The organism is Methyloversatilis sp. RAC08, assembly GCF_001713355.1.
GTDB lineage: Bacteria > Pseudomonadota > Gammaproteobacteria > Burkholderiales > Rhodocyclaceae > Methyloversatilis.
Genome location: NZ_CP016448.1, coordinates 3,769,067 through 3,792,436, shown reverse-complemented (window position 1 = coordinate 3,792,436; position 23,370 = coordinate 3,769,067). Strand labels below are relative to the sequence as shown.

Annotated in this window: 18 protein-coding genes; 10 read left to right on the top strand and 8 right to left on the bottom strand. The window is 65.4% G+C overall.

The annotated features are described in order from the left end of the window. Window positions 1–60: 60 nt before the first annotated feature. A complete protein-coding gene (locus BSY238_RS17225; protein WP_069040781.1) occupies window positions 61–966 on the bottom strand; it encodes an MBL fold metallo-hydrolase in 906 nt (301 codons plus the stop codon). Between the two features lie 159 nt (window positions 967–1,125). Here BSY238_RS17225 and BSY238_RS17220 point away from each other — a divergent pair, with 159 nt between their 5' ends. Beyond that, window positions 1,126–1,479 carry a hypothetical protein gene (locus tag BSY238_RS17220; RefSeq protein ID WP_069040224.1) on the top strand — a complete coding sequence of 118 codons (354 nt, stop codon included), beginning with the start codon at window positions 1,126–1,128 and terminating at the stop codon, window positions 1,477–1,479. A gap of 50 nt (window positions 1,480–1,529) precedes the next feature. Here the strand turns inward: BSY238_RS17220 and BSY238_RS17215 are convergent, their stop codons facing one another. Both BSY238_RS17215 and BSY238_RS17210 read right to left on the bottom strand, forming a co-directional pair. After that, window positions 1,530–2,354, bottom strand: a complete 825-nt coding sequence (locus tag BSY238_RS17215; protein ID WP_069040780.1) for a quinoprotein dehydrogenase-associated SoxYZ-like carrier — start codon at window positions 2,352–2,354, stop codon at window positions 1,530–1,532. Window positions 2,355–2,421: 67 nt separating this feature from the next. After that, window positions 2,422–3,315 carry a quinoprotein relay system zinc metallohydrolase 2 gene (locus tag BSY238_RS17210; protein ID WP_150123968.1) on the bottom strand — a complete coding sequence of 298 codons (894 nt, stop codon included), beginning with the start codon at window positions 3,313–3,315 and terminating at the stop codon, window positions 2,422–2,424. A 177-nt stretch (window positions 3,316–3,492) separates the two neighbouring features. On the opposite strand from BSY238_RS17210, the gene BSY238_RS17205 reads away from it, so the two are divergent. From BSY238_RS17205 to BSY238_RS17195, 3 genes are all read left to right on the top strand, one after another. Beyond that, a complete protein-coding gene (locus tag BSY238_RS17205) occupies window positions 3,493–4,821 on the top strand; it encodes a TolC family protein (protein WP_223300196.1) in 1,329 nt (442 codons plus the stop codon). After that, the gene (locus BSY238_RS17200) at window positions 4,818–5,864 is read left to right on the top strand and encodes a hypothetical protein (RefSeq protein ID WP_069040221.1); all 1,047 of its coding nucleotides are present in this window, start codon (window positions 4,818–4,820) and stop codon (window positions 5,862–5,864) included. Before BSY238_RS17205 ends, BSY238_RS17200 begins: the two co-directional genes overlap by 4 nt. A 309-nt stretch (window positions 5,865–6,173) precedes the next feature. Next, a complete protein-coding gene (locus BSY238_RS17195; protein WP_069040220.1) occupies window positions 6,174–9,320 on the top strand; it encodes an efflux RND transporter permease subunit in 3,147 nt (1,048 codons plus the stop codon). Window positions 9,321–9,322: 2 nt separating this feature from the next. Here the strand turns inward: BSY238_RS17195 and BSY238_RS17190 are convergent, their stop codons facing one another. The 3 genes from BSY238_RS17190 to BSY238_RS17180 all read right to left on the bottom strand — a co-directional run bounded on the left by BSY238_RS17190 (window position 9,323) and on the right by BSY238_RS17180 (window position 11,461). Then, complete coding sequence (locus BSY238_RS17190) at window positions 9,323–9,970, bottom strand: PEP-CTERM sorting domain-containing protein (RefSeq protein WP_223300195.1); 648 nt, start codon at window positions 9,968–9,970, stop codon at window positions 9,323–9,325. A gap of 111 nt (window positions 9,971–10,081) precedes the next feature. Next, window positions 10,082–10,294 carry an RNA-binding S4 domain-containing protein gene (locus BSY238_RS17185; protein ID WP_069040218.1) on the bottom strand — a complete coding sequence of 71 codons (213 nt, stop codon included), beginning with the start codon at window positions 10,292–10,294 and terminating at the stop codon, window positions 10,082–10,084. Window positions 10,295–10,303: 9 nt separating this feature from the next. Next, window positions 10,304–11,461, bottom strand: a complete 1,158-nt coding sequence (locus BSY238_RS17180; protein ID WP_069040217.1) for a methionine aminotransferase — start codon at window positions 11,459–11,461, stop codon at window positions 10,304–10,306. A gap of 62 nt (window positions 11,462–11,523) precedes the next feature. On the opposite strand from BSY238_RS17180, the gene mtnA reads away from it, so the two are divergent. The 4 genes from mtnA (at window position 11,524) to BSY238_RS17160 (ending at window position 16,741) form a co-directional block, all read left to right on the top strand. Next, window positions 11,524–12,591 carry an S-methyl-5-thioribose-1-phosphate isomerase gene (gene mtnA, locus BSY238_RS17175; protein ID WP_069040216.1) on the top strand — a complete coding sequence of 356 codons (1,068 nt, stop codon included), beginning with the start codon at window positions 11,524–11,526 and terminating at the stop codon, window positions 12,589–12,591. Window positions 12,592–12,747: 156 nt separating this feature from the next. Beyond that, on the top strand, window positions 12,748–13,377 hold the full coding sequence (locus BSY238_RS17170; protein WP_083224089.1) for a class II aldolase/adducin family protein: 630 nt from the start codon (window positions 12,748–12,750) through the stop codon (window positions 13,375–13,377). Between the two features lie 115 nt (window positions 13,378–13,492). Next, the gene (locus BSY238_RS17165) at window positions 13,493–16,108 is read left to right on the top strand and encodes a response regulator (RefSeq protein WP_069040215.1); all 2,616 of its coding nucleotides are present in this window, start codon (window positions 13,493–13,495) and stop codon (window positions 16,106–16,108) included. 48 nt (window positions 16,109–16,156) lie between these two features. Further along, a complete protein-coding gene (locus BSY238_RS17160; RefSeq protein ID WP_069040214.1) occupies window positions 16,157–16,741 on the top strand; it encodes a rhodanese-like domain-containing protein in 585 nt (194 codons plus the stop codon). Here the strand turns inward: BSY238_RS17160 and BSY238_RS17155 are convergent, their stop codons facing one another. Then, a complete protein-coding gene (locus tag BSY238_RS17155) occupies window positions 16,742–17,266 on the bottom strand; it encodes a cytochrome b (protein ID WP_069040213.1) in 525 nt (174 codons plus the stop codon). Between the two features lie 162 nt (window positions 17,267–17,428). Beyond that, the gene (locus BSY238_RS17150) at window positions 17,429–19,306 is read right to left on the bottom strand and encodes a potassium transporter Kup (RefSeq protein WP_069040778.1); all 1,878 of its coding nucleotides are present in this window, start codon (window positions 19,304–19,306) and stop codon (window positions 17,429–17,431) included. 140 nt (window positions 19,307–19,446) lie between these two features. Here BSY238_RS17150 and BSY238_RS17145 point away from each other — a divergent pair, with 140 nt between their 5' ends. Further along, window positions 19,447–19,800 (top strand): nucleotide pyrophosphohydrolase, encoded by a 354-nt coding sequence (locus BSY238_RS17145; protein WP_069040212.1) that lies wholly within the window; start codon window positions 19,447–19,449, stop codon window positions 19,798–19,800. A gap of 106 nt (window positions 19,801–19,906) precedes the next feature. Next, complete coding sequence (mfd, locus tag BSY238_RS17140; RefSeq protein ID WP_069040777.1) at window positions 19,907–23,356, top strand: transcription-repair coupling factor; 3,450 nt, start codon at window positions 19,907–19,909, stop codon at window positions 23,354–23,356. Window positions 23,357–23,370: the final 14 nt, after the last annotated feature.

Genomic DNA, 23,370 nt, shown 5'->3' with positions numbered 1-23,370 from the left:
TCGATCAATTCTGTTGTGTGGGGCGCGGCGCCGGGCCGTGTCCTGATCCACGCCTGGACTTCACTGCGGGCCGAAGGCGCGGGCTTCCCGGTGCAGATAGGCGAAATGCACGTTGCGGCGATGCCACCGGGCATAGCCGTGCCAGTCGCGGAATTCCGCAAGGTCTACCTGATCCAGCGCCTCTTCAAGCGTCGCGCCGCCGGCGTACAACGCATCCACGCGCTCGACCAGTTGCTGCAGATAACGGCGCGGCGCTTCGAGAACTTCACGTCCGCCCGGCACGCCATGCGCCGGCACCACCTGCCGCGCGTCCAGTGCGATCAGCGCATCGAGGGCGGCGACCCAGCCGATTTCGTTCGCGTTGTACAGATCGGGCAGGTAGTGCGTCGCCGCCAGTTCGCCCGCGAACAGCGTGCCGCTGGCCTCGTCCAGCAACGCGGTCGCGCCGGGCTGGAAGGTGTGCCCGTAGTGCAGCAATTTCAGCCGACGGGATACGCCGGTCAGCCGGCCTGAATGTTCGAAGGTCACGCTTGCGGGGGTGGGTTCGGTACCTGACATCATATTTTCGCCCAGTGCAGCCGTCAGGCGTTCGACACAGCTGTGGCAACTGGCCCGAATGAAGCGGTCTGTTTCAATATGCGCTGTAACCGGCACACCCCGTGACACAAACGCGCGATTGCCCAGCACATGGTCCCCGCCACCGTAAAGATTGACCGCCGCGATGACCGGTTTGCCCAGCTCGCGTGCGACGAAGGCGAGCAGATGCTGCGCGAAACGCTGGCTGGTGCCGGTTCCGACCAGGATGAGGCCGCGCGGGTCGACCAGCACCCCGATGTGCGTCACGAAACCGGCGTTGTCCGGACTGACTTCGGACGAGGTAGGACGCAGCACATAGACACCATCGGCCAACGGCGTCAGACGCAGTTCAGGCAGTCGCTGCGCGAGCGCGGGTGCTGCACTGGACATACATACCGCGAAAATCACGATGACGGCACACAGCCATCGGGAAAGAATCCTGTGCAACTCGGGCAGCAAAACGGCGGTCTGCGTCGATGTGCTAGCCTTTTTGTCGATGCCAGCCAGCGAGCCCCTGCGGTTCATCAAAAACAAATGAGGAGATCCGGTTTGAAATTTCATCGCTTCCACGTGACAGTCGCTGCGGTCGGCGCGCTGCTGATGGGTGGCCCGGCCGCGGCCGCCAATGACTACCCGACCAGTTCGCGGGTCGAATTTGCGCTCGAATGCCTGCAGGCTTACGGCAACAACCACGAGTACATCTACAAGTGTTCATGCCTGATCGACGAAATCGCGACCAAGCTGACGCACGACGAGTACGTCGAACTGTCGAGCTTCAGCCGCACCCAGTCGATGAGCGGCGAACGCGGTGGCGTATTCCGCGGCACCGACGAAACAAAAGGCGCAGTCAAGAAGTATCTGGACGTCGTTGCGGAATCGAAGAAGCGCTGCTTCATCAAGTAATCAAACGCGTGCAACGCAGCAGTGCGGCAGTGCGGCACGCGCCGCACTGTTCACGACCCGCGCAACCCCGGCTTGATCGCCACCGAACTTTCGAAACGCAGGTCCTTGGAATCGACGACCACCGCCTTGAGTTCGCCCGCCTTCGCCGGCAGCACGTAAAACCGGAAGTTCGGATTTTCGCTGATCGAGAAATCGACGTCTGCGGTCATGACCGGTTCGCCGCCGAAGGTGACCTCGACGCGGCGCACGAAATGCGGCGGTACGAACAGCCGGGTCATCTGATCCATGGCCAGCCCGGAGCTGTTCGGGTGGCTGATCATCAGCTGCGCAACACTGGGCTGGCCGACGGCGGACTCTTCCACCTTGAACTTCATCTTGCCCAGCCGTGCCAGCGCCTCTTCCATGTCCTTGCCTGCGGGGGCAGAACAGCCGCCCGAGGCCTTCACGAAACGACGCGCGGCATAGACCTTCCCGTCACTCGTTTCCGCAATGGCGCGAACCCAGCTGTAGGCTTCGATGCGCACCCGCGTTTCGATGTCGGCCCGCCCGGCCAGCGGTGTAAATGTGAACGTGCCACCGATCGGTGACGGGTTTTCGTCTATCACCAGATGCACCTTGCTGACGTAAACGCCACCCGGCAACTGCTTCGTGCGCACGGAGACCGGCACTACCGCCGCGTCTTCGGCACGCACCGGCGCATCGATCTCCAGTACGGCGCCAGTCGTGTCCTCGATCACCGGGCGGTCGCCGACCAGCAGCGTGCGCACCTTGCCCCAGATCGGCGTATCCGAACCGTCTTCGGCCGCCTGCGCAACCGGCGCAAGCAGAATCAGGCAAGCCGCCATTGCCGCTGTCCATTGATTGTTCAGTTTCATTGTCTTCTCCTCGTGGTCATTCTGCAGCAGACCGCCTGCTGACGGTATTGCTGACATGCGCCATCCATCATTCTTCCCACTCGAGTTCGGCAAACGCCGACGTCACGTTGCGCCGGTGGAACAGATCGACGAGAGCCCAGTCGGTCGCGTCCCCCGGTTCGACTTCGCCCACTGCCTGCGACAGCGTCTTTCCGGCTTTCAGCGCCCTGCGGGTTTGATCGACCAGCCCCTGCAGGTAGTTCCCCTGCTTCGCAAAAGCTTCGCGCCACGCGTTGCCGGCGTCGCCATGACCCGGCACAACGCGCTGCACGTCCATCGCCGACAGCGTCGCGCCGACCTTTATCCAGCCCAGAATCTTGCCATCCACCACCGGCAGATGGCCGACGAAAAGCAGATCGCCGGCAAACAGCGTGCCGGTTGCCTCGTCGAGCACGGTGAGATCGTTGTCGGTATGCGCCGTTGGCCAGGCACGCAGCTTCAGCGTCCGCCCGCCCAGATCGAGTTCGTCCTCGAGGGCTACGGTGCGTGAGGGCGGCACCAGTTGCAACCCCTTGCCGGCTTCTCCCATCTGGCGTTCGGCCGCCGCCAGATAGTGAGTGCTGCGCGCCGCCAGCGCAGCCGGCAGCCGGGCATGGCCGACGAACACCGGTTTGTCGTCGATGAAGGCCTGATTGCCCAGGATGTGGTCCGGATGCACGTGGGTGTTGATCACGTAACACACCGGCAGGTCGGTCTTGCTGCGGATGCTGGCGCGCAGGGCCGCACCGACCGCTGGCGAACCGCCGGTGTCGATGACCGCCACACAGCGGCTGCCGACAATGAAGCCGAGATTGGATATCGCACCCAGATTGCGTGCGTCCTGTTCGGCAATCTCGCCCTGGAACAGGAAAACACCGGGCGCCGCCTGCCGCACCGCAAGCGCCTCCAGCGCCTGTGCACCAATCGCTGTCGTCGTCAGCATCACGGCGATCAATCTGTGGATGCAGGGGGCCAGCCAGCCAAGGCTGTGTTTGCGCACAACAGCGTGCATCGTTAGCATTCGGTGTTGATCAGCTGCCCAGAATAACAAATCAGGATGCAGTGCCTCACCCCTCCGTTCTTCTTGCTGCTGCCCTGTATCGTCCTCAGCGCATGTGCGATGCAACAGGTGCCGCCCGCACCGCTGGATCCGCAGGCACACCAGACCGCCTTCCTTGGCCGCTCGCTGACCGACGACGCGACGCGCGAGTTTCTTGCGCAGCGCAGCATGAACGCGTCGACCTGGCCGCCCGAACGCTGGACGCCCGAACAACTTGTGCTGGCCGCGCTTCTGCAGCACCCGGCTGCTGCGCAGGCGCGCGCGCGCGCGGCGCTCGCACGCGCCCAACTGCAGACCGCCGGGCTCACGCCGCGCACCGTTCTGGCGCCGGAGATCGAACGCACCAACGAACGCGACGCCGGACAGTCGGCGTGGAGTGTCGGCCTTGCACTGGACCTTGCGCTGACCGGCGAATCGGTGCGTGAAGCCCGCATCGAGCGCGCCCGCCTGCTGGCCGACGCGGCGCTGCTCGACGAAGCCGATGCCGCGTGGGCCGTCCGCAGTGGCGCCCAGCGCGCGCTCATCGAGTTGTGGTCGGCCAATGCCGAGCTGGCGCTGCTCGACCGACTGGTCGTCACCACGCTGGAGGCCCAGGCGGTGATGCAGAAGCGCTATGACCTCGGTGCAGCCGATGCACTGGAACTGACACAGACCCGCACCGCCGCGGCACAGGCCGAGTCACGCTACGTGCTGGCCGAACAGCGGCAGATCCGCGCGCGCGGCGATCTGGCCCAGGCACTCGCCCTGCCGCTGTCGGCCCTGGACGCACTGCGCATCGATTTCACCGCCTTCGACGAGCCGGTTGCGGTGCCGGCGATGGAGGCGTTGCGAGCGAACGCCACGCTCGATCGCATCGACCTGCGCCGTGCGCTGGCGCAGCATGCCGCAGCCGAAGCGGCGCTGACGGTTGAACTGCGCGCGCAGTACCCGGAAATTCGCATCAAGCCCGGTCTGCTGTGGGACCAGGGCGCCACGGTATGGAGTCTGGGCGCTGCATTGCCGCTGTTCGCGGCGCAACGTCAGGCCGGACCGATCGCCGAAGCCGTCGCGCGGCGCGACATGGCGGCGCAGGATTTCCTGGCGCTGCAGTCGCAGGCGCTGGTCGCACTCGATCATGCGCGCACCCGTGTCAAGGCGGCCGAACTGGACATCGACGGCGCCGAAGCCGAGCACGACGAAGCCCGTCTGCAGATGACGCGCACCGAACAACGCTACGCACGCGGCGACGCTGACCGGTTGGATCGCCTGCTGGCCCGCGTGCGCGTGCTCGAAGCGGACATCCGCCTGCTGTACGCACGTCAGCGTACCCTCGTGTCGCGTCTGGCACTCGAAGACGCGGTGCAGCGCCCGCTGTCTGCACTGACCGGCCCCACGGAGACCGCACCATGAACCGCATCACTCCCCAGCAACTGCTGTTCGCGATGGGCCTGCTGCTGATAGCACTGGTCTGGGCTGTGGTCTATTACGCCCGCGACGAGTGGAAGCTGTACGGCGACCAGCCCGACGACGATATCGAGGTACCTTCACTGGTCGAGCGCAATACGGACGGCCTGACCAGCGTGCGCCTGACCGCCGCCGCGCAGACGGCCAGCGGCATCGAACTTGGGCAACCACTCGCCGTGCGGGCCGGTACCGAACACGAGGCGCAAGCCGCAGTGCTCGACCTGGAGCCGCTGTTCGCACTGCGTGGCCTTTTGCACGAAGCGCGCGCCGACATCGCGCGGCTGGCCGCCCAGCTTGCCCGCGCCGAGACCGAACGTGATCGCGTTCAGGCGCTGTTCAACGACGACAGAAATGTATCGGAGCGGACGCTGCAGTCGGCACGCAGCCAGGTCGAACAGGACCGCGCCGCGCTCGCCGCTGCGCGCGCCCGTGCCGACGGCGTGCATGCGCGGCTGGTTCAGGGCTGGGGCCCGCTGGCCGGATCGGCGTCGGGTGAAGCGCCGGATGAGCTGGAGCGGCTGGCCGACCGGCGCAATTCGCTGGTCGCCGTGGCGCTGCGCGGCTCCGGCGAAGCACCACCGCTCATGCTGCTGCGCCTGCCTGACGGCAACGATGCTATCGAGGCACGCCGCATCGGCCCTGCTCCGCGCAGCCTCGCCCAGGCGGCCGGCGAGACCTGGCTGTACAAGTCCGAGCGCGTATTGCCGACCGGCACCCGGCTGGCGGCGCGCGGCGTCACCGGCGAAACCATGCTGTCGCTGGTGCCCAACAGCGCCGTCGTCTGGTACGCCGGCCTGCCCTGGGTCTATGTGCGCGACGATGACGAACCGGAGGAATTCACCCGTCAGGCGCTGCCCGCCGAGTCTCAGCGGCCGGACGGCTGGCTCGCACCGAAGCTGGAAGATGATGCCCGCGTGGTGACGCGCGGCGCGCAGCTGCTGCTGTCCGAAGAGCTCAAGCACACGCTGGCGGACGAAAACGATGACTGATTGCGCGCTTTCGCTGCGGGGCCGCGGCCGGATGTTGGGGTTCGCTGGCTCACCCCAACCTACGAAAGCAGCTCGACACTGCACGTCCGCAGCCCGTCTGCTTCACGCATCTTCGTGTCACCGCCTTCCCGTAGGTTGGGGTGAGCGCAGCGATGCCCAACACCACGCCGCAGGCCGGGGCGACCGCAGCCCGGCACCTTCGGGTGAGTGCCACCCCGTAGGTTGGGGTGAGCGCAGCGATGCCCAACATCGCCCCTCCGCCACCGCGCGCCACCCCACGCAGGCAGCCTGTCACATGGGCCGCACCCGATGATCGAAGCCATCGTCCGCTTTTCGGTGCGCCGGCCAGGCATCGTGCTGGCGCTGTCGCTGGTGCTCGTGCTGTACGCCGTCAGCCGCATGTTCGACGCCCGGCTCGACGTGTTTCCCGAATTCGCACCGGCGCAGGTGGTGATCCAGACCGAAGCCCCCGGCCTGCCGGCCGACCTGGTCGAAACACGGGTCACGACGCCGATCGAATCGGCCGTTTCAGGCACGCGCGGGATCAAGGAATTGCGCTCGCAGTCGATTCCCGGCCTGTCGGTGGTCACGGTCATCTTTGACGAAAAGTCCGATCTGTTCCGCAACCGGCAACTGGTGTCGGAGCGGCTCGGCACGCTGGGGTCGCTGCTGCCGGCTGGCGTCACACCCGTCATCACGCCGCTGACTTCATCGGCCAGCACCCTGCTTGGCATCGGCATCACGTCGGCAGAGCGCTCGCAGATGGACATGCGTTATCTGGTCGATTCGGTGGTGCGGCCGCACCTGCTTGCTGTGCCGGGTGTGGCGGACGTGAATGTGTTCGGCGGCGAAGTGAAGCAGTGGCAGATCCAGCTCGACCCGGCGCGGCTGCGCACGCTGGGTGTCACTTTTGCCGACGTCGAGCTGGCGGCGCGCGGCGCGGCTTCGGTCGCTGGTGCAGGTTTCATCGAGAACGACAATCAGCGCCTGCTGATTGCGATCGACGCCACGCCGTCGTCGCCACGCAGTCTGGAACAGCTGACCGTCACACTGCCCGACGGACGCTCGCTCGCGCTGGGCGACGTCGGCCGCGTGCGCGAAGCACCGGGCCCGGCGATCAATGCTGCGCAGATCAACGGCACACCCGGCGTATTCATGATGGTGCAGGGTCAGCTCGGCGCCGACACACTCGGCGTCACGCTGGAACTCGAGAAGTCGCTCATCGAGCTGGCGCCGCTGTTCGAACGCGAACAGGTCACGCTGCATCCGGCGCTGTTCCGGCCGGCCAACTTCATCCAGACGGCGCTCGGCAATGTGCGGGCCGACGTGATGATCGGCGCCACGCTGGTGGTGATCGTGCTGTTCGTGTTCCTGTACAACCTGCGCACAGCCTTCATTTCGGCCGTCGCCATTCCGCTGTCGCTGCTGGCGGCGGTACTGGTCATGCTGGAGGCGGGCGCCAGCCTGAACATCATGGTGCTGGGCGGGCTTGCAATCGCCCTCGGAGAAGTGGTGGACGACGCCATCATCGACTGCGAAAACATCTATCGCCGGCTGCGCGAAAACCGTCACCTCGGCTCGCCGGTGGCCGCGTGGAAGGTGGTGCTCGACGCATCGATGGAGGTACGCAGTTCTGTCGTGTACGCCACCTTCATCGTGGCGCTCGTGTTCGTGCCGCTGCTCACGCTGTCCGGCGTCGCCGGCAAGCTGTTCGCGCCGTTGGGCCTGGCCTACATCCTGGCCATCCTCGCGTCGCTGGTCGTGGCGCTGACGGTCACGCCGGCGATGAGCTTCCTGATGCTGGGCAATCGCGAACTGCCCGACGAAGACCCGCCGCTGGTGCGCTGGTTGCGACCGCGTTACGAGCGGACTCTGCGCGCCATCGAACGTCGGCCGCACGGGCTGATCGCCGGCGTCATGCTGGCTCTGGCCGGCGGGCTGGGCGTATTGCCGCTGTTCGGTGGCGAATTCATTCCGCCGCTGCGCGAAGGTCACTACATCGTTCATCTGTCGACCATTCCGGGCACCGCGCCGGGCGAGGTGCTGCGGGTCGGCCAGCGGGTGACCGAAAAGGTGCTGCAGATCGACGGCGTGAAGTCGGTGGCGCAGTGGGTCGGGCGGGCGCAGAACGGGTTCGACCCCTTCGGCCCGCATTACAGCGAGGTCGAGATCGAAATCGGTCCGCTCGACGGCGCGACCCAGGAACGCATCCTCGCCGACATCCGGCGCACGGTGACCGGCGACGACGGCGACGAAGATCGCTCGGACGAAGAAGCGGCGGAATCGGTCGGATTCCCCGGCCTTGCGTTCTCGGTCAACACCTTCCTGACCGAACGCATCGGCGAGACCGAATCGGGTTTTCCTGCGACCCTGGTGGTGCAGGTGTTCGGCACCAATCTCGACCGGCTGGACGCCGACGCCACCGCCGTTGCGCAGGCGCTGGCGAAGGTCAGGGGCGCAACCGACGTTCAGGTACTCGCGCCGCCCGGCACGCCGGAAATCATCGTGCGACCGCGCCTCGACAAGCTCGCGGTCTGGCGCCTGTCGCCGGAAGATGTGCTGTCGGCGACCAGCGCCGCCTTTGCCGGGCGCAAGGTGAGCGAGGTGTATCGCGGCACGCTGGCGACACCGCTGGTCGTGACGCTGGATCCGGACCACCGGCGCTCGCCGAACGAGATTGGCCGTCTGCCGCTGCGCACGCCGGATGGCCGGCTGGTCGAACTGCGCGACGTGGCCGACATCAGCGTCGAGAACGGTCGCTACAAGATCCTGCACTCGGGTGGCAAGCGGGTGCAGACCATCACCGCAAATCTGGCCAGCGGCCACGATCTGGGCGCGTTCAGCGAGGCCGTGCAACGCACTCTGCGCGAAGACGTGAAACTCAACGCCGGAAGTTACTACACGGTGACCGGTGCTGCCGAGGCGCAGGCACAGGCGCGACGCGAACTGGTGACGCATTCGGCGCTGGCCGCTGCAGCCATTGCCATCCTGCTGATGCTGGCGTTTTCGAGTTCGCGCAATCTGGTGATCACCTTCGTGAACCTGCCGTTCGCGCTGATCGGCGGCGTGCTGGCGGCACTGGCCGGCGGCGGCTGGCTGTCACTCGGATCGGTGGTCGGCTTCGTCACGCTGTTCGGCATCACGCTGCGCAACTCGATCATGCTGGTTTCGCACTTCCAGCACCTGGTGGAGCGGGAGGGGCACCCGTGGAACCTGGACACCGCCATCCTCGGCGCGTCCCAGCGTCTGCCGTCCATCCTGATGACCGCGCTGGTGACCGGTCTGGGCCTGATGCCGCTGGTACTGGGCTCGGGCGAACCCGGTCGGGAGATCGAAGGGCCGATGGCCGCCATCATCGTCGGCGGCCTGACGACCTCGACGATACTGAATCTGCTGGTCCTGCCGACGCTGTTGCTGCACTACGGCCGCTTCCTCAAAGCCCCGCCGGACAGCTGAATTCAGGCGCGCAGAGAACGTCGTGCTGCGGCAATCCCGATCAGGCCCAGGCCGGCGAGCATCAGCGAAAGGGCGTCCGGCTCGGGCACTCCTGTCACGAATGCCGCACTCAGAAAGGTGCCTTGACTGACCGGCTGATCGATCCAGGCGAACTCCGCGAAGGTAGGACCGACCGTCACCGTGACGTTGCTCAATGTCGTGGTGAGCACAACATCGGTCAGTACGACGGACGGACCGAAATCGAGACCGGACAGTTTAAGGGTCATCTGTTCCCGCACGGCGCCGCAACTGTGGATGCCACAGAAGTTGCCCGGCGAACTCAGCAAAAAACCTGCATCGGTATAGTCGAACGGCAACACGCCCCTGACCAGACTGCCTTCCACGCCAGCGCCGACGACGGCGGAAAACTGACCGTAATCAGCCGTTTCGGCGTGCAGCGCAGTGGTGACGATATCTCCGTTGAGGCCGGCATACGCAGGAAAGGACAGCGCGACGCCGAGCGACGTCAGGCCGAACAGGGTGGAAAGTTTCATCGAGTACCTCACATCGCGATCCGCAGTACAGCCGCGGCAATTCAGAAGGCAGGAAAATCTGTCTGAACGGATGCAAGCAGAGATCGAGCCAATAGCGGAAAAAAATAACAAAATCACGTCAAATCAGCGATTTCCCGGGCACTCCCTTTTCGCCTCCCGGGCCAACGTCCCCCGGTCTGGTGCGAATGTAAAAAGCGTCGACACAATCCAGGTGCAACCCGCCGCTCCTCAACGGACGGCAATGCACACACCGTCACACACGACCTTCTGGCCGCTGCGGATCTTGGCGGTCTTGCGGGTTTCGGTCTTCCCGTCGACCTGCACATCGCCCTGAGCCACCCGCACCTTCCCTTCGCCACCACTGCTGGCCAGGCCGGCAAGCTTGAGCAGGTCGCACAGTGCGACGTAGTCGCCGGTCAGCGTGAAATCAACGGTTTGCATGTAAATCCTTCAGTAGGCACGCAGACGTTCTATCGCCTGCGCAATGACGGCTTCAGTCTTGGCAAAGCAGAAGCGGATCAGCCGTGCGTCGTGGCCGTCGTGGTGGAAGGCCGACACCGGAATCGCTGCCACACCGGCCTCACGCATCAGGCGACGCACGAAGGATTGATCCGGTTCGTCGCTGATTGCACGATACGACGCCAGCTGGAAATAGGTGCCCGCACAGTCGGGAAGTTCGAAGCGCGAACCGGCCAGACCGGCTCGGAATGCATCGCGCTTGGCCTGGTAGAAACGGCCCAGTTCAAGGTAGCGCGATGGCTCGGTCAGGTAGTCTGCCAGCCCGAGCTGGCAAGGTGTATTCACCGCGAACACGTTGAACTGGTGCACACGGCGGAATTCGGCGCTCAGTGCAGCGGGCGCGCAGACGAAACCGACCTTCCAGCCGGTCACGTGAAAGGTCTTGCCGAAACTCGACACCAGCACGGTACGCGCCGCCAGTTCAGGCAGCCGCGCAGCACTGGCGTGCGCGCGGCCGTCGAACACGATGTGCTCATACACCTCGTCCGAAATGACCACGATGTCGCGGCCGTCGCACAGACGGGCAAGTGCGCGCTGATCGTCCATCGACCACGCTGCCCCGGTTGGATTGTGCGGCGTATTGGTGATGATGAGTCGCGTGCGCGGCGTGATGCAGCGCGCCACCACCTCCCAGTCGGGCAGGAAACGCGGCGCTTCGAGGCGCACGAACACCGGCGTGGCGCCGGCCAGCCGGATGCCCGGCAGGTAGCTGTCGAATGCCGGTTCGAACACGATGACTTCGTCGCCCGGCCCGGCGAAAGCGGTGATCGCGGTATAGACCGCCTGGGTTGCGCCGGCGGTGATCGTGATCTCTTCTTCGGCGTCGTAGTCAGCGCCGTACACTGCGCGCATCTTCTGCGCCACGGCCTCGCGCAACGCCGGCTGGCCGGTCATCGGGGAATACTGGTTGCGGCCGGCCCGCATGTGCGACGCCACGGCGTCGAACAGCGGCGTGTCGGCGCTGAAGTCGGGAAACCCCTGCGCGAGGTTGATCGCACCGCAGGCCTGCGCCTCGCGCGAAATGACGGTGAATATCGTCGTGCCGACGTCGGGCAGTTTCGACGTCAGATGGCCGGGGAAGTCCTGCATGGCGGATGTCTGTGTCGCGAATCCAAGGATTATGCTTGAAGCCTCGCCCATCCCGATCCGACATGAACGACACACCCAGCCCGTTGCGCCTCGACGGCGACCACCTCTACATCCTCGACCAGACCCTGCTGCCCTTTGCCGAACAGGAAGTGGCTCTTGAAACCGGCGCGCAGGCGGCGCGCGCCATCGCCACGATGCAGGTGCGCGGCGCGCCGCTGATCGGTGCCATCGGCGCCTTCGGTCTGGCTCTGGCGCTGCGCGACGCGGCCGACGATGCCGCGCTCGATGAGGCGGTGCGCGTACTCGGCGCAACCCGCCCGACGGCAGTCAATCTCGCGTGGGCGCTGCAGCGCGTCGCCACGCATGTGCGGCCGCTCCCGCAGGCCGCACGCGCCGTTGCGGCCTGGCGCGAGGCGCTGGCAATCTGCGACGAGGACCGCGCCGCCAACCGGCGGATCGGCGAACTGACGCTCGAACTGATGCAGGCCATCACGCCGCGGACCGGCCGGCTGAACCTGATGACCCACTGCAACGCCGGCTGGCTGGCCACGACAGGCTGGGGCACGGCGCTGGCCGGCATCTATCTCGCGCGCACCGCCGGCATCGACCTGCACGTCTGGGTCTCGGAAACCCGGCCGCGCAACCAGGGCCTGCTGACCGCATGGGAACTGGCCGGCGCCGGCGTACCGCATACCGTCATCGCCGACAACGCCGCCGGCCAGCTGATGCGCGACGGGCTTGTCGATGCGGTGATCATCGGCGCTGACCGCGTCGCCGCCAACGGCGACGTTGCCAACAAGGTCGGCAGCTATCTGAAGGCGCTGGCGGCACGCGACAACGGGCTGCCGTTCTGGGTCGCAGCGCCGTGGTCGACAGTCGATGCCGGATGTGTCGGCGGCGCATCGATACCGATAGAAGCACGCGACGGCGACGAACTGCGCATGATGCGCGGGGCAGCTGGCTGCGTCCGCCAGCTCGAGCCGGACAGTCGGGTCGCCAATCCGGCATTCGACATCACGCCGGCGCACCTCGTGACGGCACTCATCACCGAACGCGGCGTTGTCGATCGGGCTGCGGGAATGCATTCCGCAAGTTCCCTGCAGCGAAATGATCCACAGAACCTCAAGTGAATTCTAGGAGCGTGAAACCCATGACAACAAAGCGTCTCCGCGATGTTGCATCGCGAAACACCTGATGTATCGTCAATTTTTAATGTAAACCCGCTTGTAATCTGGGCTCCGGTCAGGATAATCCACTGTTAATCCACAATACAGGGGCACACCCTGATGAACGAGGTCAGCGGCAGCGATGTGCTTGAAGCAGCGCGCCGGTTGGAAGTTTGCGGACTTAACCGCGGTGCGGCTGGCAACGTCAGCGCGCGCCGCGGTCCCGCATTCCTGATCACCCCGAGCGGACTCGAACCGGCCGAATGCACCGCTGATGACATGGTGGAAGTATTCAGTGATGGCCGCAGCAGCGGCACCCGCAAGCCTTCTTCGGAATGGCGCATCCACCGGGACATCTACGCCGCCCGCACCGACGCAGACGCCATCGTGCATGCGCACTCGCCATTCGCCACGGCGCTGGCCTGCATCGGTGAATACATTCCGCCCTTTCACTACATGATCGCCCGCTTCGGTGGCAGCACCGTGCGCTGCGCCCGCTATGCGACCTTCGGCGAGCAGGCATTGTCCGACGCGGTGCTCGACGCCTTGCCGGGCCGCTGCGCCTGCCTGATGGCGAACCACGGCATGCTGGTTTTCGGACGCAGTGTGCATCACGCAGTCGCGCTCGCGCTGGAACTCGAAACGCTGTGCGAACAGTATTGGCGCGCGCTGCAGGTCGGCACGCCGAAGCTGCTTGACGACGACGAGATGGAGCGGGTGCTCGGCAAGTTCGCGGGTTACGGCCAATGAGCATGAAGCCCGAGCGGCGCGCACCGGTTCAAGAACGAAGCTTCGGAGCCGTGAACCCTGTCAGCCTCCGGCGTAGCAGTCCGGCGGCGATTCGCTCCTGATGCCGAGTCCGTAAATGCCCTCCAGCCTACTTTCACACGGCACCACGCCGCGCAGCGAGAACGCAGAACGCCAGGTCGAGGCGGAACTGGTCGCGCTCGCCTACAGGCTGACACCGTTCACGCTGGTGATGGCGATAGTGCTGGCCGGCCTGATCTGGGGTGTGCTGCACAAGGTTGTCGACATCAACGCACTGACCACCTGGCTGGTCGCCATGGTGCTGATCAATGTCGGTCGCTTCGGGCTGATCATGGCGTGGCGCCACGTCGCACCAGGGGTCAACGAAACGCTGATCTGGAAGTGGCTGTTCATGCTCGGCGTGTTCATCGCCGGCTGCGGCTGGGGGGCGCTCGGGGTCGCCCTGATGCCGCCGCCCGGACACCCCTACGAAATGGTGGTGCCGCTCTGTCTCGTGGCCGTGGCGGCCGTCGGACTGTTTTCGCTCACCGGCATGTGGAAGGCCTATGTGCTGATGGCACTGCCGACCTTGCTGCCGACCGCCTTCTTTTACCTGATGTCGCCCGAGCCGGAACGCGAAGTACTCGGCGGCTTCATCCTGCTGTTTCTGCTGATCGCTGTCGTCAACGCCAAGCGCTTCCAGAAGAACACCGCCGAATTCATCCGCCTGCGCCTGCATCACGCGCACGTGGCGAAGGAAAACGAAGAAGCCAAGGAGGCCGCCGAGCAGGCCAATCAGGCAAAGAGCCAGTTCCTGGCCAACATGAGTCACGAAATACGCACGCCGATGAACGGCGTGCTGGGCATGGCGCAGCTGCTGCTGCGCAGCGAACTGAATGGCGAACAGCGGCGCTATCTCGAAACGCTGTATCGCTCGGGCGAAAACCTGCTCGACCTGCTGAACGACATTCTCGATCTGTCGAAGATCGAAGCCGGTCGCTTCGATCTGGTGCGCAGCGAATTCGACCCGCGTCGCACGCTGCGCGAAGTGACCGAACTGCTCGGCGCGCAGGCACGCGAAAAGGGTCTGACGCTGGCGCTCGACGTCGATGACGCGGTGCCCGGCCGAGTCGAGGGCGATCCGGGACGGCTGCGCCAGATCGCGGTCAATCTGATCGGCAACGCCATCAAGTTCACCGATCACGGCGGCGTGTTCGTCACGCTGCGTGTCCACTCGATGGACGATGACCTGATGCTGCAGCATCGCCCGACCACGGGTGCGGTACGCATGGTGATGGCGGTGCGCGACACCGGCATCGGCATCACCGAACCCGACCAGGCGCGCATCTTCGACGCCTTCGCGCAGGCCGACAACACGGCATCGCGCCGCTTCGGCGGTACCGGGCTGGGTCTGGCCATCTCCCGGCAACTGGCCGAAATGCTCGGCGGCGCCGTGACCTTGCGCAGTGCTTCGGGCATCGGCTCGACTTTCACGCTGTCATTGCCGTGCAAGGTCGTGAGCACCGGCATGGAAGAAGCCCAGCACAGCCTGTCCCTGCCCAACCTGCCCCGCCTGTCCGGCACCGTGCTGCTGGTGGAAGACAGTACGGTCAATGCCGAAGTCGCTTCCAACATGCTCGAAGCCTTCGGCCTGCGCTGGACGCTGGCGCGCGACGGCCGGCAGGCGCTGCAGGAGCTCGAGCACGCCCGCTTCGACCTTGTGCTGATGGATTGCCAGATGCCGGGTATGGATGGCTTCGAAGCCTGCGAACGCATCCGCGACCGCGAACGACTGGTCGGCCTGCCCGCCACACCCCTTATCGCGCTGACCGCCGGTGCCAATGATGGCGATCGCGAAAACTGCATCGCCGCCGGCATGGACGACTATCTCGCCAAGCCTTTCCGCGAGGACGATCTGTACGCGATCGTGCGCAAGTGGCTGCCCGACAACGCAGTCTCCGGTACCGGCACGATCTCGGTCGACGCCATCAGCCAGCACGACCGTGCCCGCTTCGCCGCACTGTACGAAAAGGAATCGCAGCGCAATGTGGTGGCGATGCAGGAAGCCCTGCGCGGCCACGACGACCACACGCTGCGCCGTGCCGCGCACACGCTGAAATCACTCGCGGTACATGCTCAGGCCTTCGACCTGCACGACACGATGCGCAGGCTCGAAGCCGCGGCCGTCGAGAAGGACTGGGCGCTGGCGACCGCGCTGGTGCCGATCGCCAGCCGCATGCAGCTGGAATCCGTGCGCCGTGTTGCCGAATGCAGCGCCGATGGTGACTCGGGCGGTGGATCGCTGCCCGGTGCGGTGGACATCCTGGTTGTCGATGACGATGAAGCCGAGCGTTTCCTGATGCGCCGATCGCTGGAGAACGCCGGCTGCACCGACGTGCGCGAAGCGGAAAGCGGCGAGGAAGCGCTGCTGATGGTTGGCCAGCAGTGTCCGCACGTTGTGCTGCTCGACGGCCTGATGCAGGGCATGGATGGCATCGCGACGTGCCGGGCATTGCGCGAGCACTACGCCCCGGAGCGATTGATCATCGTCATGCTCTCCGGCATCGAAGATCCCAACTGGCAGCGTGCCGCGCTTGACGCCGGCGCCAGCTGCTTCGTCGCCAAGTCGGTGTCGCGCGACGCACTGATGGATGCACTCGCCGCCAAGCTGGCCGAACTCGACCGCCCGCTGCGCAGTCGTACGCGTGGCAGGCCTCGCCTCAGCGTCGCCTGACCGACGCGTCGCGTCGTACCCGCGACGCCGATCATCCGGGAGCGCGCGATGAACAAGTTACTGATGACCCTTCTGTTTTGCCTGTGCGGCAGCGCGTCGGCCATCGATGTATCCGAAGTTCCGGCTGACAAGCGCACGACACTCGATCGCTATCTGACGGCCGCGGAAGCGCACCGGATGGTCAGCGAACATGCGGCGAATGTCCTGTTTCTCGATGTGCGCACGCAGGCCGAGGTGAGCTACGTCGGCGCGCCGGCGGGCATGGATGCCAACATTCCCTTCATGCTGGTTGATTTCGACCACTTCGACAGCAAATCCCGCCGCTTCACGCTGCACAAGAATCCGGCTTTCGTCAGCGCCGTCGAGGAGCGCCTCAAGGCGAAGGGCCTCGACAAGACGGCCGATGTGGTGTTGATCTGCCGTTCCGGTGACCGCACGACGCGCGCCGTCAATGCACTGGCCGCCGCCGGCTTCACCCGTGTGTGGACGGTGGTTGACGGTTTTGAGGGCGATACCGCTTCAACGGGTGCCGATCGCGGCAAACGCACGGTGAATGGCTGGAAGAATGCGGGCCTGCCGTGGACCTATGCGCTGGACAGTTCGCAGATCTGGCTGCCCGCGGACGCGCGCTGATCAGCGACCGGGCAGCATGCGCGACAGCAGACCGTCGCGGTCGATGAAGTGGTGCTTGATCGCTGCCAGGATGTGCCCGATCACGACCGTCATGAAGAAGTAGTTCAGAAAGCGGTGCACGAGCAGCAGCGCATCACCCAGCGCCTCGTTCTTGTCCAGCAGGTCGGGCAGCGGCAGCACGCCGAACCACACCGTCTGGAATCCCTTGGCCGAACTCATCAGCCAGCCCGACAGCGGTGCGGCAATCATCAGGACATAGAGCAGATGATGTCCGGCCGCCGCCGCCCTGGCCTGCCAGGCCGGTGTGCTGAGCGGCAGCGCGGGCGGCACGTGCGTGATGCGCCAGCCAAGGCGCAGCAGCACGAGCAGAAACAGCGTGACGCCGGCCCACTTGTGATACGAGTACAGCTTGAGTTTGGTCGGTGACAGCGGCAGTTCGGTCATGTACAGGCCGAGCCCGAACATGCCGAACAGCATCAGGGCAATCAGCCAGTGCAGGGACATCGCGGTGCGGGTGTAGCGCATGGTTTTCCTTTTTTTGCGGGTGCCGGGTCAGGGACGACTGGCCCCGATTCATTGCGCGTCGGGCGTCGGGTCCGGACTGGCGAACCAGAGTCTGTCATTGTCGCAGCCCGGCAGTTCCCCGCACGACACAGGCACTGCGAACGACCTGGCGCCAGGCACGCGTCAGAGGCTGATCTGCGTACCCAGCTCGACCACCCGGTTCGGCGGCAGATGGAAGTAATTGGCCGGCCCCTCCGACTGCCTGAGCATCCAGCCGAACAACGCGCGACGCCATGCCGACAGGTCGCCCACGCCTTCGACCACGGTCGAGCGCGCGACGAAATAGGTCGTATCCATCGCTTCGAGCTCCAGCACTTCCGGCGGCAGCGCCTGCAGCGCTTCGGGAATGTCGGGCTCCTCGCGGAAGCCGTAGCGCACTTCTATCGCCCAGGTGCTGTCGGCCAGCCGTTGCACGGTCATCCGCTGTTCCGCCGCCACCCGGGGCACTTCTTCGATCCGCACGTGAAGAAACAGCACTGACTCGTGCAGCACCTTGAAGTGCTTGAGATTGTGGAACAGCGCACTGGGAACGGTTTCCGGATCCGAAGTCAGGTAGATCGCGGTACCCGGCACGCGCGGCACCTCGGGAATCGGGCTGGACAGGAAATCCTCCATCGGGATGTTGATGCGCCGGCGCTCGCGCGCCAGCAGTTCGCTGCCCCGCTTCCAGGTGGTCAGCATGGTGAACAGCGCCGCGCCCAGCAGCATCGGCAGCCAGCCGCCATCGAGGAATTTGGTCAGGTTGGACGCGAAGAACAGCAGCTCGATGACGAAGAACACCCCCAGCACGGCAAGCAATGCGATCTTCAGGCGCCGCTGCGACATGCTGGTAATGAAGATCATCAGCAGCGTCGTGATGATCATGTCGCCCGATACGGCGATGCCGTAGGCCGCCGCCAGATCGCCGGAGGTGTCGAATTCGAGCACCAGCACGACCACGCCGATCAGCATCAGCCAGTTCACGGCCGGAATGTAGATCTGCCCGCGCTCGGTATCCGACGTGTGGAGCTGGCGAAGCCGCGGCAGATAGCCCAGTCGCGACGCCTGCGCAGTGATCGAGAAGGCGCCGGAAATGACCGCCTGCGATGCGATCACGGTCGCCATCGTGGCGAGCAGCACGAGCGGCAGGCGCAGCGCCTCGGGTGCCAGATTGAAGAAGGGATTGCTGACCGTTTCGGACGCCCGCAACACCAGTGCGCCCTGACCGAAATAATTGATCAGCAGCGCCGGCGACACGATGAAATACCAGGCCAGCCGCACCGGTCGCTTGCCGAAATGCCCCATGTCGGCATACAGCGCCTCGCCGCCGGTCAGCGCGAGAAACACGGCACCGAGCAGCAGGAAAGCCTGCGCAGGATTGTCGATCGCGAACACGATCGCGTACGTCGGATCGAGCGCGCGCAGCACGTCGGGTGTCTGCACGATGCTGTTGATGCCGAGCAGGGCCAGCACCGCAAACCACACGATGGTGATCGGGCCGAAGAAGCGGCCGACCAGCGCCGTGCCCTTACGCTGCACCGAAAACAGCACGATGATGATCAGAATGGTGATCGGTTCGATCCAGTGCTCGAGCGTCGGCGCCACGACCGACAGGCCCTCGACCGCAGCCAGTACGGAAATGGCCGGTGTGATCACTGCATCGCCGTAGAACATCGCCGCCGCGAACACACCGGCAGCGGTGACCGCTGCCACGCGCCGTCGCACCCCTGCACGGGCTGCCCGCTGCGCCAGCGAAGCCAGCGCGAGCGCACCGCCTTCGCCGTCGTTGTCGAAGCGAAGCACGATGAACACGTACTTGAAGGAAATGATCAGCGTGACCGACCAGAACAGCGCCGACAGCGCCGCCAGAACGTTCGCTTCCGACAACGGAAGGCCGTGATTGCCGGTAAAGGCTTCCTTGAAGGCATACAGCGGACTGGTGCCGATGTCGCCGAACACCACGCCCAGCGCCGCCAGCATCAGCGGTCCGAGCGCCTTCGCATCGGCTTTTTGTCGAGTCATTTCAGCATTGGTGAATGACAGGTCGCCGATATTGCGCCGCAACATTTGCAAGATCAAGCGATCGTGCGCCTGTCCTGCGGCACATTTGCAACAATCAGCGCATCTTTTCCCATGTCGAACTCACCATCGCCCCGCACACCATGGACGACACCGCCGACCTGCTGTCACTGCGCAACCTGATCCGCCAGTTCGTCGATGAACGCGACTGGGCGCAATTCCACACCCCGAAGAATCTCGCCATGGCCATGAGCATCGAAGCCGCCGAGGTGATGGAGCACTTTCAGTGGCTGGCCACCGGCCACGAACTGCCTGACGCCAAAAGGCGGGCGGTCGGCCATGAACTGGCCGATACGCTGGTGTATCTGGTGCGGCTGGCGGATACGCTGGACATCGACCTGCCCGCCGCCATCGCCGAAAAGATGCAGATCAACCGCGACAAGTACCCCGCCGAACGGGTACGTGGCGACGCGCGCAAATACGACGAGTACGAGTGAGACGTCCGGCAACCGTTTCCGCGATAATCACGCCCTTCGCCGCCCGGTGTCTTTCCGCTCTTTCGCGGTGCGCGAACCTTGGCGTACCGCGGCGCTCTACCCGCCCATGACTTCATCGCCCTCCCTGCTGAACTCACTTCTGCGCCCGCTGCCGCGCCCGCGCCCGGCCAGCCGCATCGACTGGCCGCCGCTACCCGGCGGCGCCCAGGCGCTGGCGCTGGCCGGCCTTGCGAAAGACACCGGCGCACCGCTGGTCGTCGTCGCGGCACGGCCGATGGACGCGCAGCGCCTGCTCGACGAACTGCGCTGGTTCGCGCCGTCCTTGCGCAGCTTCCAGCTGCCGGACTGGGAAACCCTGCCCTACGACCAGTTCTCGCCGCACAACGACCTGGTGTCGGAACGGCTGGAGACGCTGTATGCGCTGATGCGCGGCGAACTGGACGTGCTGGTCGTGCCGGCCTCGACCGCGCTGTACCGGCTGGCGCCGCGCGAATATCTCGCCGCGCACACCTTTTTCGTCAAGCAGGGCGAAAAGCTCGACGTCGAGCGCCTGCGCCTGCAGCTCACCGTGGCCGGCTACGGTCCGGTCACCCAGGTGGTGGCCCCGGGCGAGTACAGCGTGCGCGGCGGGCTGGTCGACCTGTATCCGATGGGCGCCGCCCTGCCCTACCGCATCGACCTGTTCGACGACGAAGTGGAAAGCATCCGCACCTTCGACGTGGACACGCAGCGCACCGTGTTCCCGACCAAGGAAATCCGCCTGCTGCCGGCACGCGAATTCCCGATGGATGACAAGGCGCGCACGGCCTTCCGCTCGCGCTTTCGCGAAGCTTTCGAGGGCGATCCGTCGAAGTCGGTCATCTACAAGGACGTGTCGAACGGCGTGCCCACTGCCGGCATCGAGTACTACATCCCGCTGTTCTTCGAACACACCGACACGCTGTTCGACTACCTGCCGGCCAACGCGCTGGTGGCGCTCGACGCCGAGGTGAATGACGCGATCGCCGACTTCTGGCGCGACACGAAAAGCCGCTTCGACCTGATGAAGGGTGAGCGGGCGCGGCCCATCCTGCCGCCGAGCGAACTGTTCCTGTCGGAAGAGCAGTTCCACGTGTCGCTCGCCAATCGCGCCATCGTGCGCCTCGGACGCGGCGCGCCGGACGTGTCGGCGGGTGCGGCGGCCTTGCCGGAACTGGGCATCGAGCGCAAGGCGGCCGACCCGCTGCATCGCCTTCGCGCCGCGGTCGCGGCGCAGCGCGTCGTGGTCATCGCCGAATCGGCCGGGCGGCGCGAAACGCTGATCGACTACTTCGCCGAATACGGGCTGGCCAGCGCGCCGGTCGATGGCTTCGACGCCGCCATCGCCGCAGACACCGCGCTGACCGTCGCCATCGGTCCACTGATCGAAGGCTTCGCGCTGTCATCGCCCGCGATTGCGCTGGTGACCGAAAGCGAGCTGTATCCGACGCAGGCACGTTCGCGCGGCAAGCGCGACGGCCGCAAGGTCACCGCCGAAAACTTCCTGCGCGACCTGACCGAGCTGAAGATCGGCGATCCGGTGGTGCATCTGCAGCACGGCATCGGGCGCTACATAGGCCTGACCCACATGGATCTGGGCGAAGGCGAAACCGAATTCCTGCATCTGGAATACGCCGATGGCGACAAGCTGTACGTGCCGGTGTCGCAGCTGCACCAGATCAGCCGCTACAGCGGTGCGCCGGGCGACCAGGTGCACCTGCACAAGCTCGGCTCCGGTCAGTGGGACAAGGCGAAGAAGCGCGCCGCCGCGCAGGTGCGCGACACCGCGGCCGAACTGCTGGCGCTGTACGCGCAGCGCTCGGCGCGCAAGGGCCACACCTTCGGCTTCAAGCAGCACGACATGGACGCCTTCGCCGAAGGTTTCGGCTTCGAGGAAACGCCGGACCAGATGGGTGCCATCACCGCGGTGATCGGCGACATGACGTCCGGCCGGCCGATGGACCGCCTGGTGTGCGGCGACGTCGGTTTCGGCAAGACCGAAGTCGCGCTGCGCGCCGCCTTCGTCGCGGTGGCCGACGGCAAGCAGGTCGCCATCCTCGCGCCGACCACGCTGCTGGCCGAGCAGCACTACCAGACCTTCAGCGACCGCTTCGCCCAGGTGGCGCACGAATGGCCGGCGCGCATCGCCGAAATCTCGCGCTTCAAGAGCGCGAAGGAACAGACGCAGGCGTTGAAGGAAGCGGCCGAAGGCAAGATCGACGTACTGATCGGCACCCACCGCCTGCTTCAGAAGGACGTGAAGTTCGCGCGCCTGGGCCTGGTCATCATCGACGAGGAACACCGCTTCGGCGTGCGTCAGAAGGAAGCGCTGAAGTCACTGCGCGCCGAGGTCGACGTGCTGACGCTGACGGCGACGCCTATCCCGCGCACATTGGCCATGTCGCTCGAAGGCATCCGCGACTTCTCCGTCATCGCCACCGCGCCGCAGAAGCGCCTCGCCATCAAGACCTTCGTCAGTCCGTGGTCGCGCGGGCTGATCCGCGAAGCGGTGCTGCGCGAATTCAAGCGCGGCGGACAGGTGTATTTCCTGCACAACGAGGTCGACACCATCGAAGAGATGGGCACCCGTCTTGCCGACCTGCTGCCCGAGGCGCGCATCGTCATCGGCCACGGTCAGCTGCCCGAGCGCGAGCTGGAACGCGTGATGCGCGAATTCACGCAGCGGAAGCACAACCTGCTGCTGTGCACGACCATCATCGAAACCGGCATCGACAACCCGAACGCCAACACCATCATCATCAACCGCGCCGACCGCTTCGGTCTGGCCCAGCTGCACCAGTTGCGCGGCCGGGTCGGGCGCAGCCATCACCAGGCCTACGCCTACCTGCTGACCGACGCGCACGCCAAACCGACCGAACAGGGCCGCCGCCGGCTGGAAGCCATCACGATGATGGAAGAGCTGGGTTCCGGCTTCTATCTCGCGATGCACGATCTGGAAATTCGCGGTGCGGGCGAGGTGCTGGGCGAATCGCAATCCGGTGAAATGCAGGAAATCGGCTTCAACCTGTACACCGACATGCTCAAGAGCGCGGTCAAATCGCTGCAGAAGGGCGAAGACGCCGACCTCACGCAACCGCTGGACATCGTGTCGGAAATCAATCTGCACACGCCGGCGCTGCTGCCGACCGCCTACTGCCCGGACGTGCACGAGCGCCTGACGCTGTACAAGCGCCTCGCCAATTGCGACACGACCGACGAAGTGTCGGCGCTGCGCGAAGAACTGGTCGACCGCTTCGGACAGATGCCGGACCAGACGCGCGCCCTGCTCGAAACCCACCGCCTGCGCATCGCCGCGAAGCCGCTCGGCATCACCAAGATCGACGCGCACGACACGCAGATCCTGGTCACCTTCGTGCCCAACCCGCCGATCGAACCGATCCGCATCATCCAGCTCGTGCAGAAGGACCGCAACTTCAAGCTGGCCGGCCAGGACCGGCTGTCGTGGAAGCGCTCGAGCGTCGACCTGGATGCCCGCGTGGCGGGCGTGCGCGAGCTGATGAAGAAACTGACCGGCTGAGCGCGTACATTCGG

Bases quoted from the DNA above. Each gene is read 5' to 3' on its own strand.
- BSY238_RS17180 (WP_069040217.1), bottom strand. From the start codon at position 11,461: ATGCAGGACTTCCCCGGCCATCTGACGTCGAAACTGCCCGACGTCGGC.
- mtnA (WP_069040216.1), top strand. From the start codon at position 11,524: ATGAACGACACACCCAGCCCGTTGCGCCTCGACGGCGACCACCTCTAC.
- BSY238_RS17225 (WP_069040781.1), bottom strand. From the start codon at position 966: ATGTCCAGTGCAGCACCCGCGCTCGCGCAGCGACTGCCTGAACTGCGT.
- BSY238_RS17195 (WP_069040220.1), top strand. From the start codon at position 6,174: ATGATCGAAGCCATCGTCCGCTTTTCGGTGCGCCGGCCAGGCATCGTG.
- BSY238_RS17155 (WP_069040213.1), bottom strand. From the start codon at position 17,266: ATGCGCTACACCCGCACCGCGATGTCCCTGCACTGGCTGATTGCCCTG.
- mfd (WP_069040777.1), top strand. From the start codon at position 19,907: ATGACTTCATCGCCCTCCCTGCTGAACTCACTTCTGCGCCCGCTGCCG.
- BSY238_RS17185 (WP_069040218.1), bottom strand. From the start codon at position 10,294: ATGCAAACCGTTGATTTCACGCTGACCGGCGACTACGTCGCACTGTGC.
- BSY238_RS17160 (WP_069040214.1), top strand. From the start codon at position 16,157: ATGAACAAGTTACTGATGACCCTTCTGTTTTGCCTGTGCGGCAGCGCG.
- BSY238_RS17145 (WP_069040212.1), top strand. From the start codon at position 19,447: ATGGACGACACCGCCGACCTGCTGTCACTGCGCAACCTGATCCGCCAG.
- BSY238_RS17165 (WP_069040215.1), top strand. From the start codon at position 13,493: ATGCCCTCCAGCCTACTTTCACACGGCACCACGCCGCGCAGCGAGAAC.
- BSY238_RS17150 (WP_069040778.1), bottom strand. From the start codon at position 19,306: ATGACTCGACAAAAAGCCGATGCGAAGGCGCTCGGACCGCTGATGCTG.
- BSY238_RS17170 (WP_083224089.1), top strand. From the start codon at position 12,748: ATGAACGAGGTCAGCGGCAGCGATGTGCTTGAAGCAGCGCGCCGGTTG.
- BSY238_RS17215 (WP_069040780.1), bottom strand. From the start codon at position 2,354: ATGAAACTGAACAATCAATGGACAGCGGCAATGGCGGCTTGCCTGATT.
- BSY238_RS17205 (WP_223300196.1), top strand. From the start codon at position 3,493: ATGCAACAGGTGCCGCCCGCACCGCTGGATCCGCAGGCACACCAGACC.
- BSY238_RS17210 (WP_150123968.1), bottom strand. From the start codon at position 3,315: ATGCTGACGACGACAGCGATTGGTGCACAGGCGCTGGAGGCGCTTGCG.
- BSY238_RS17200 (WP_069040221.1), top strand. From the start codon at position 4,818: ATGAACCGCATCACTCCCCAGCAACTGCTGTTCGCGATGGGCCTGCTG.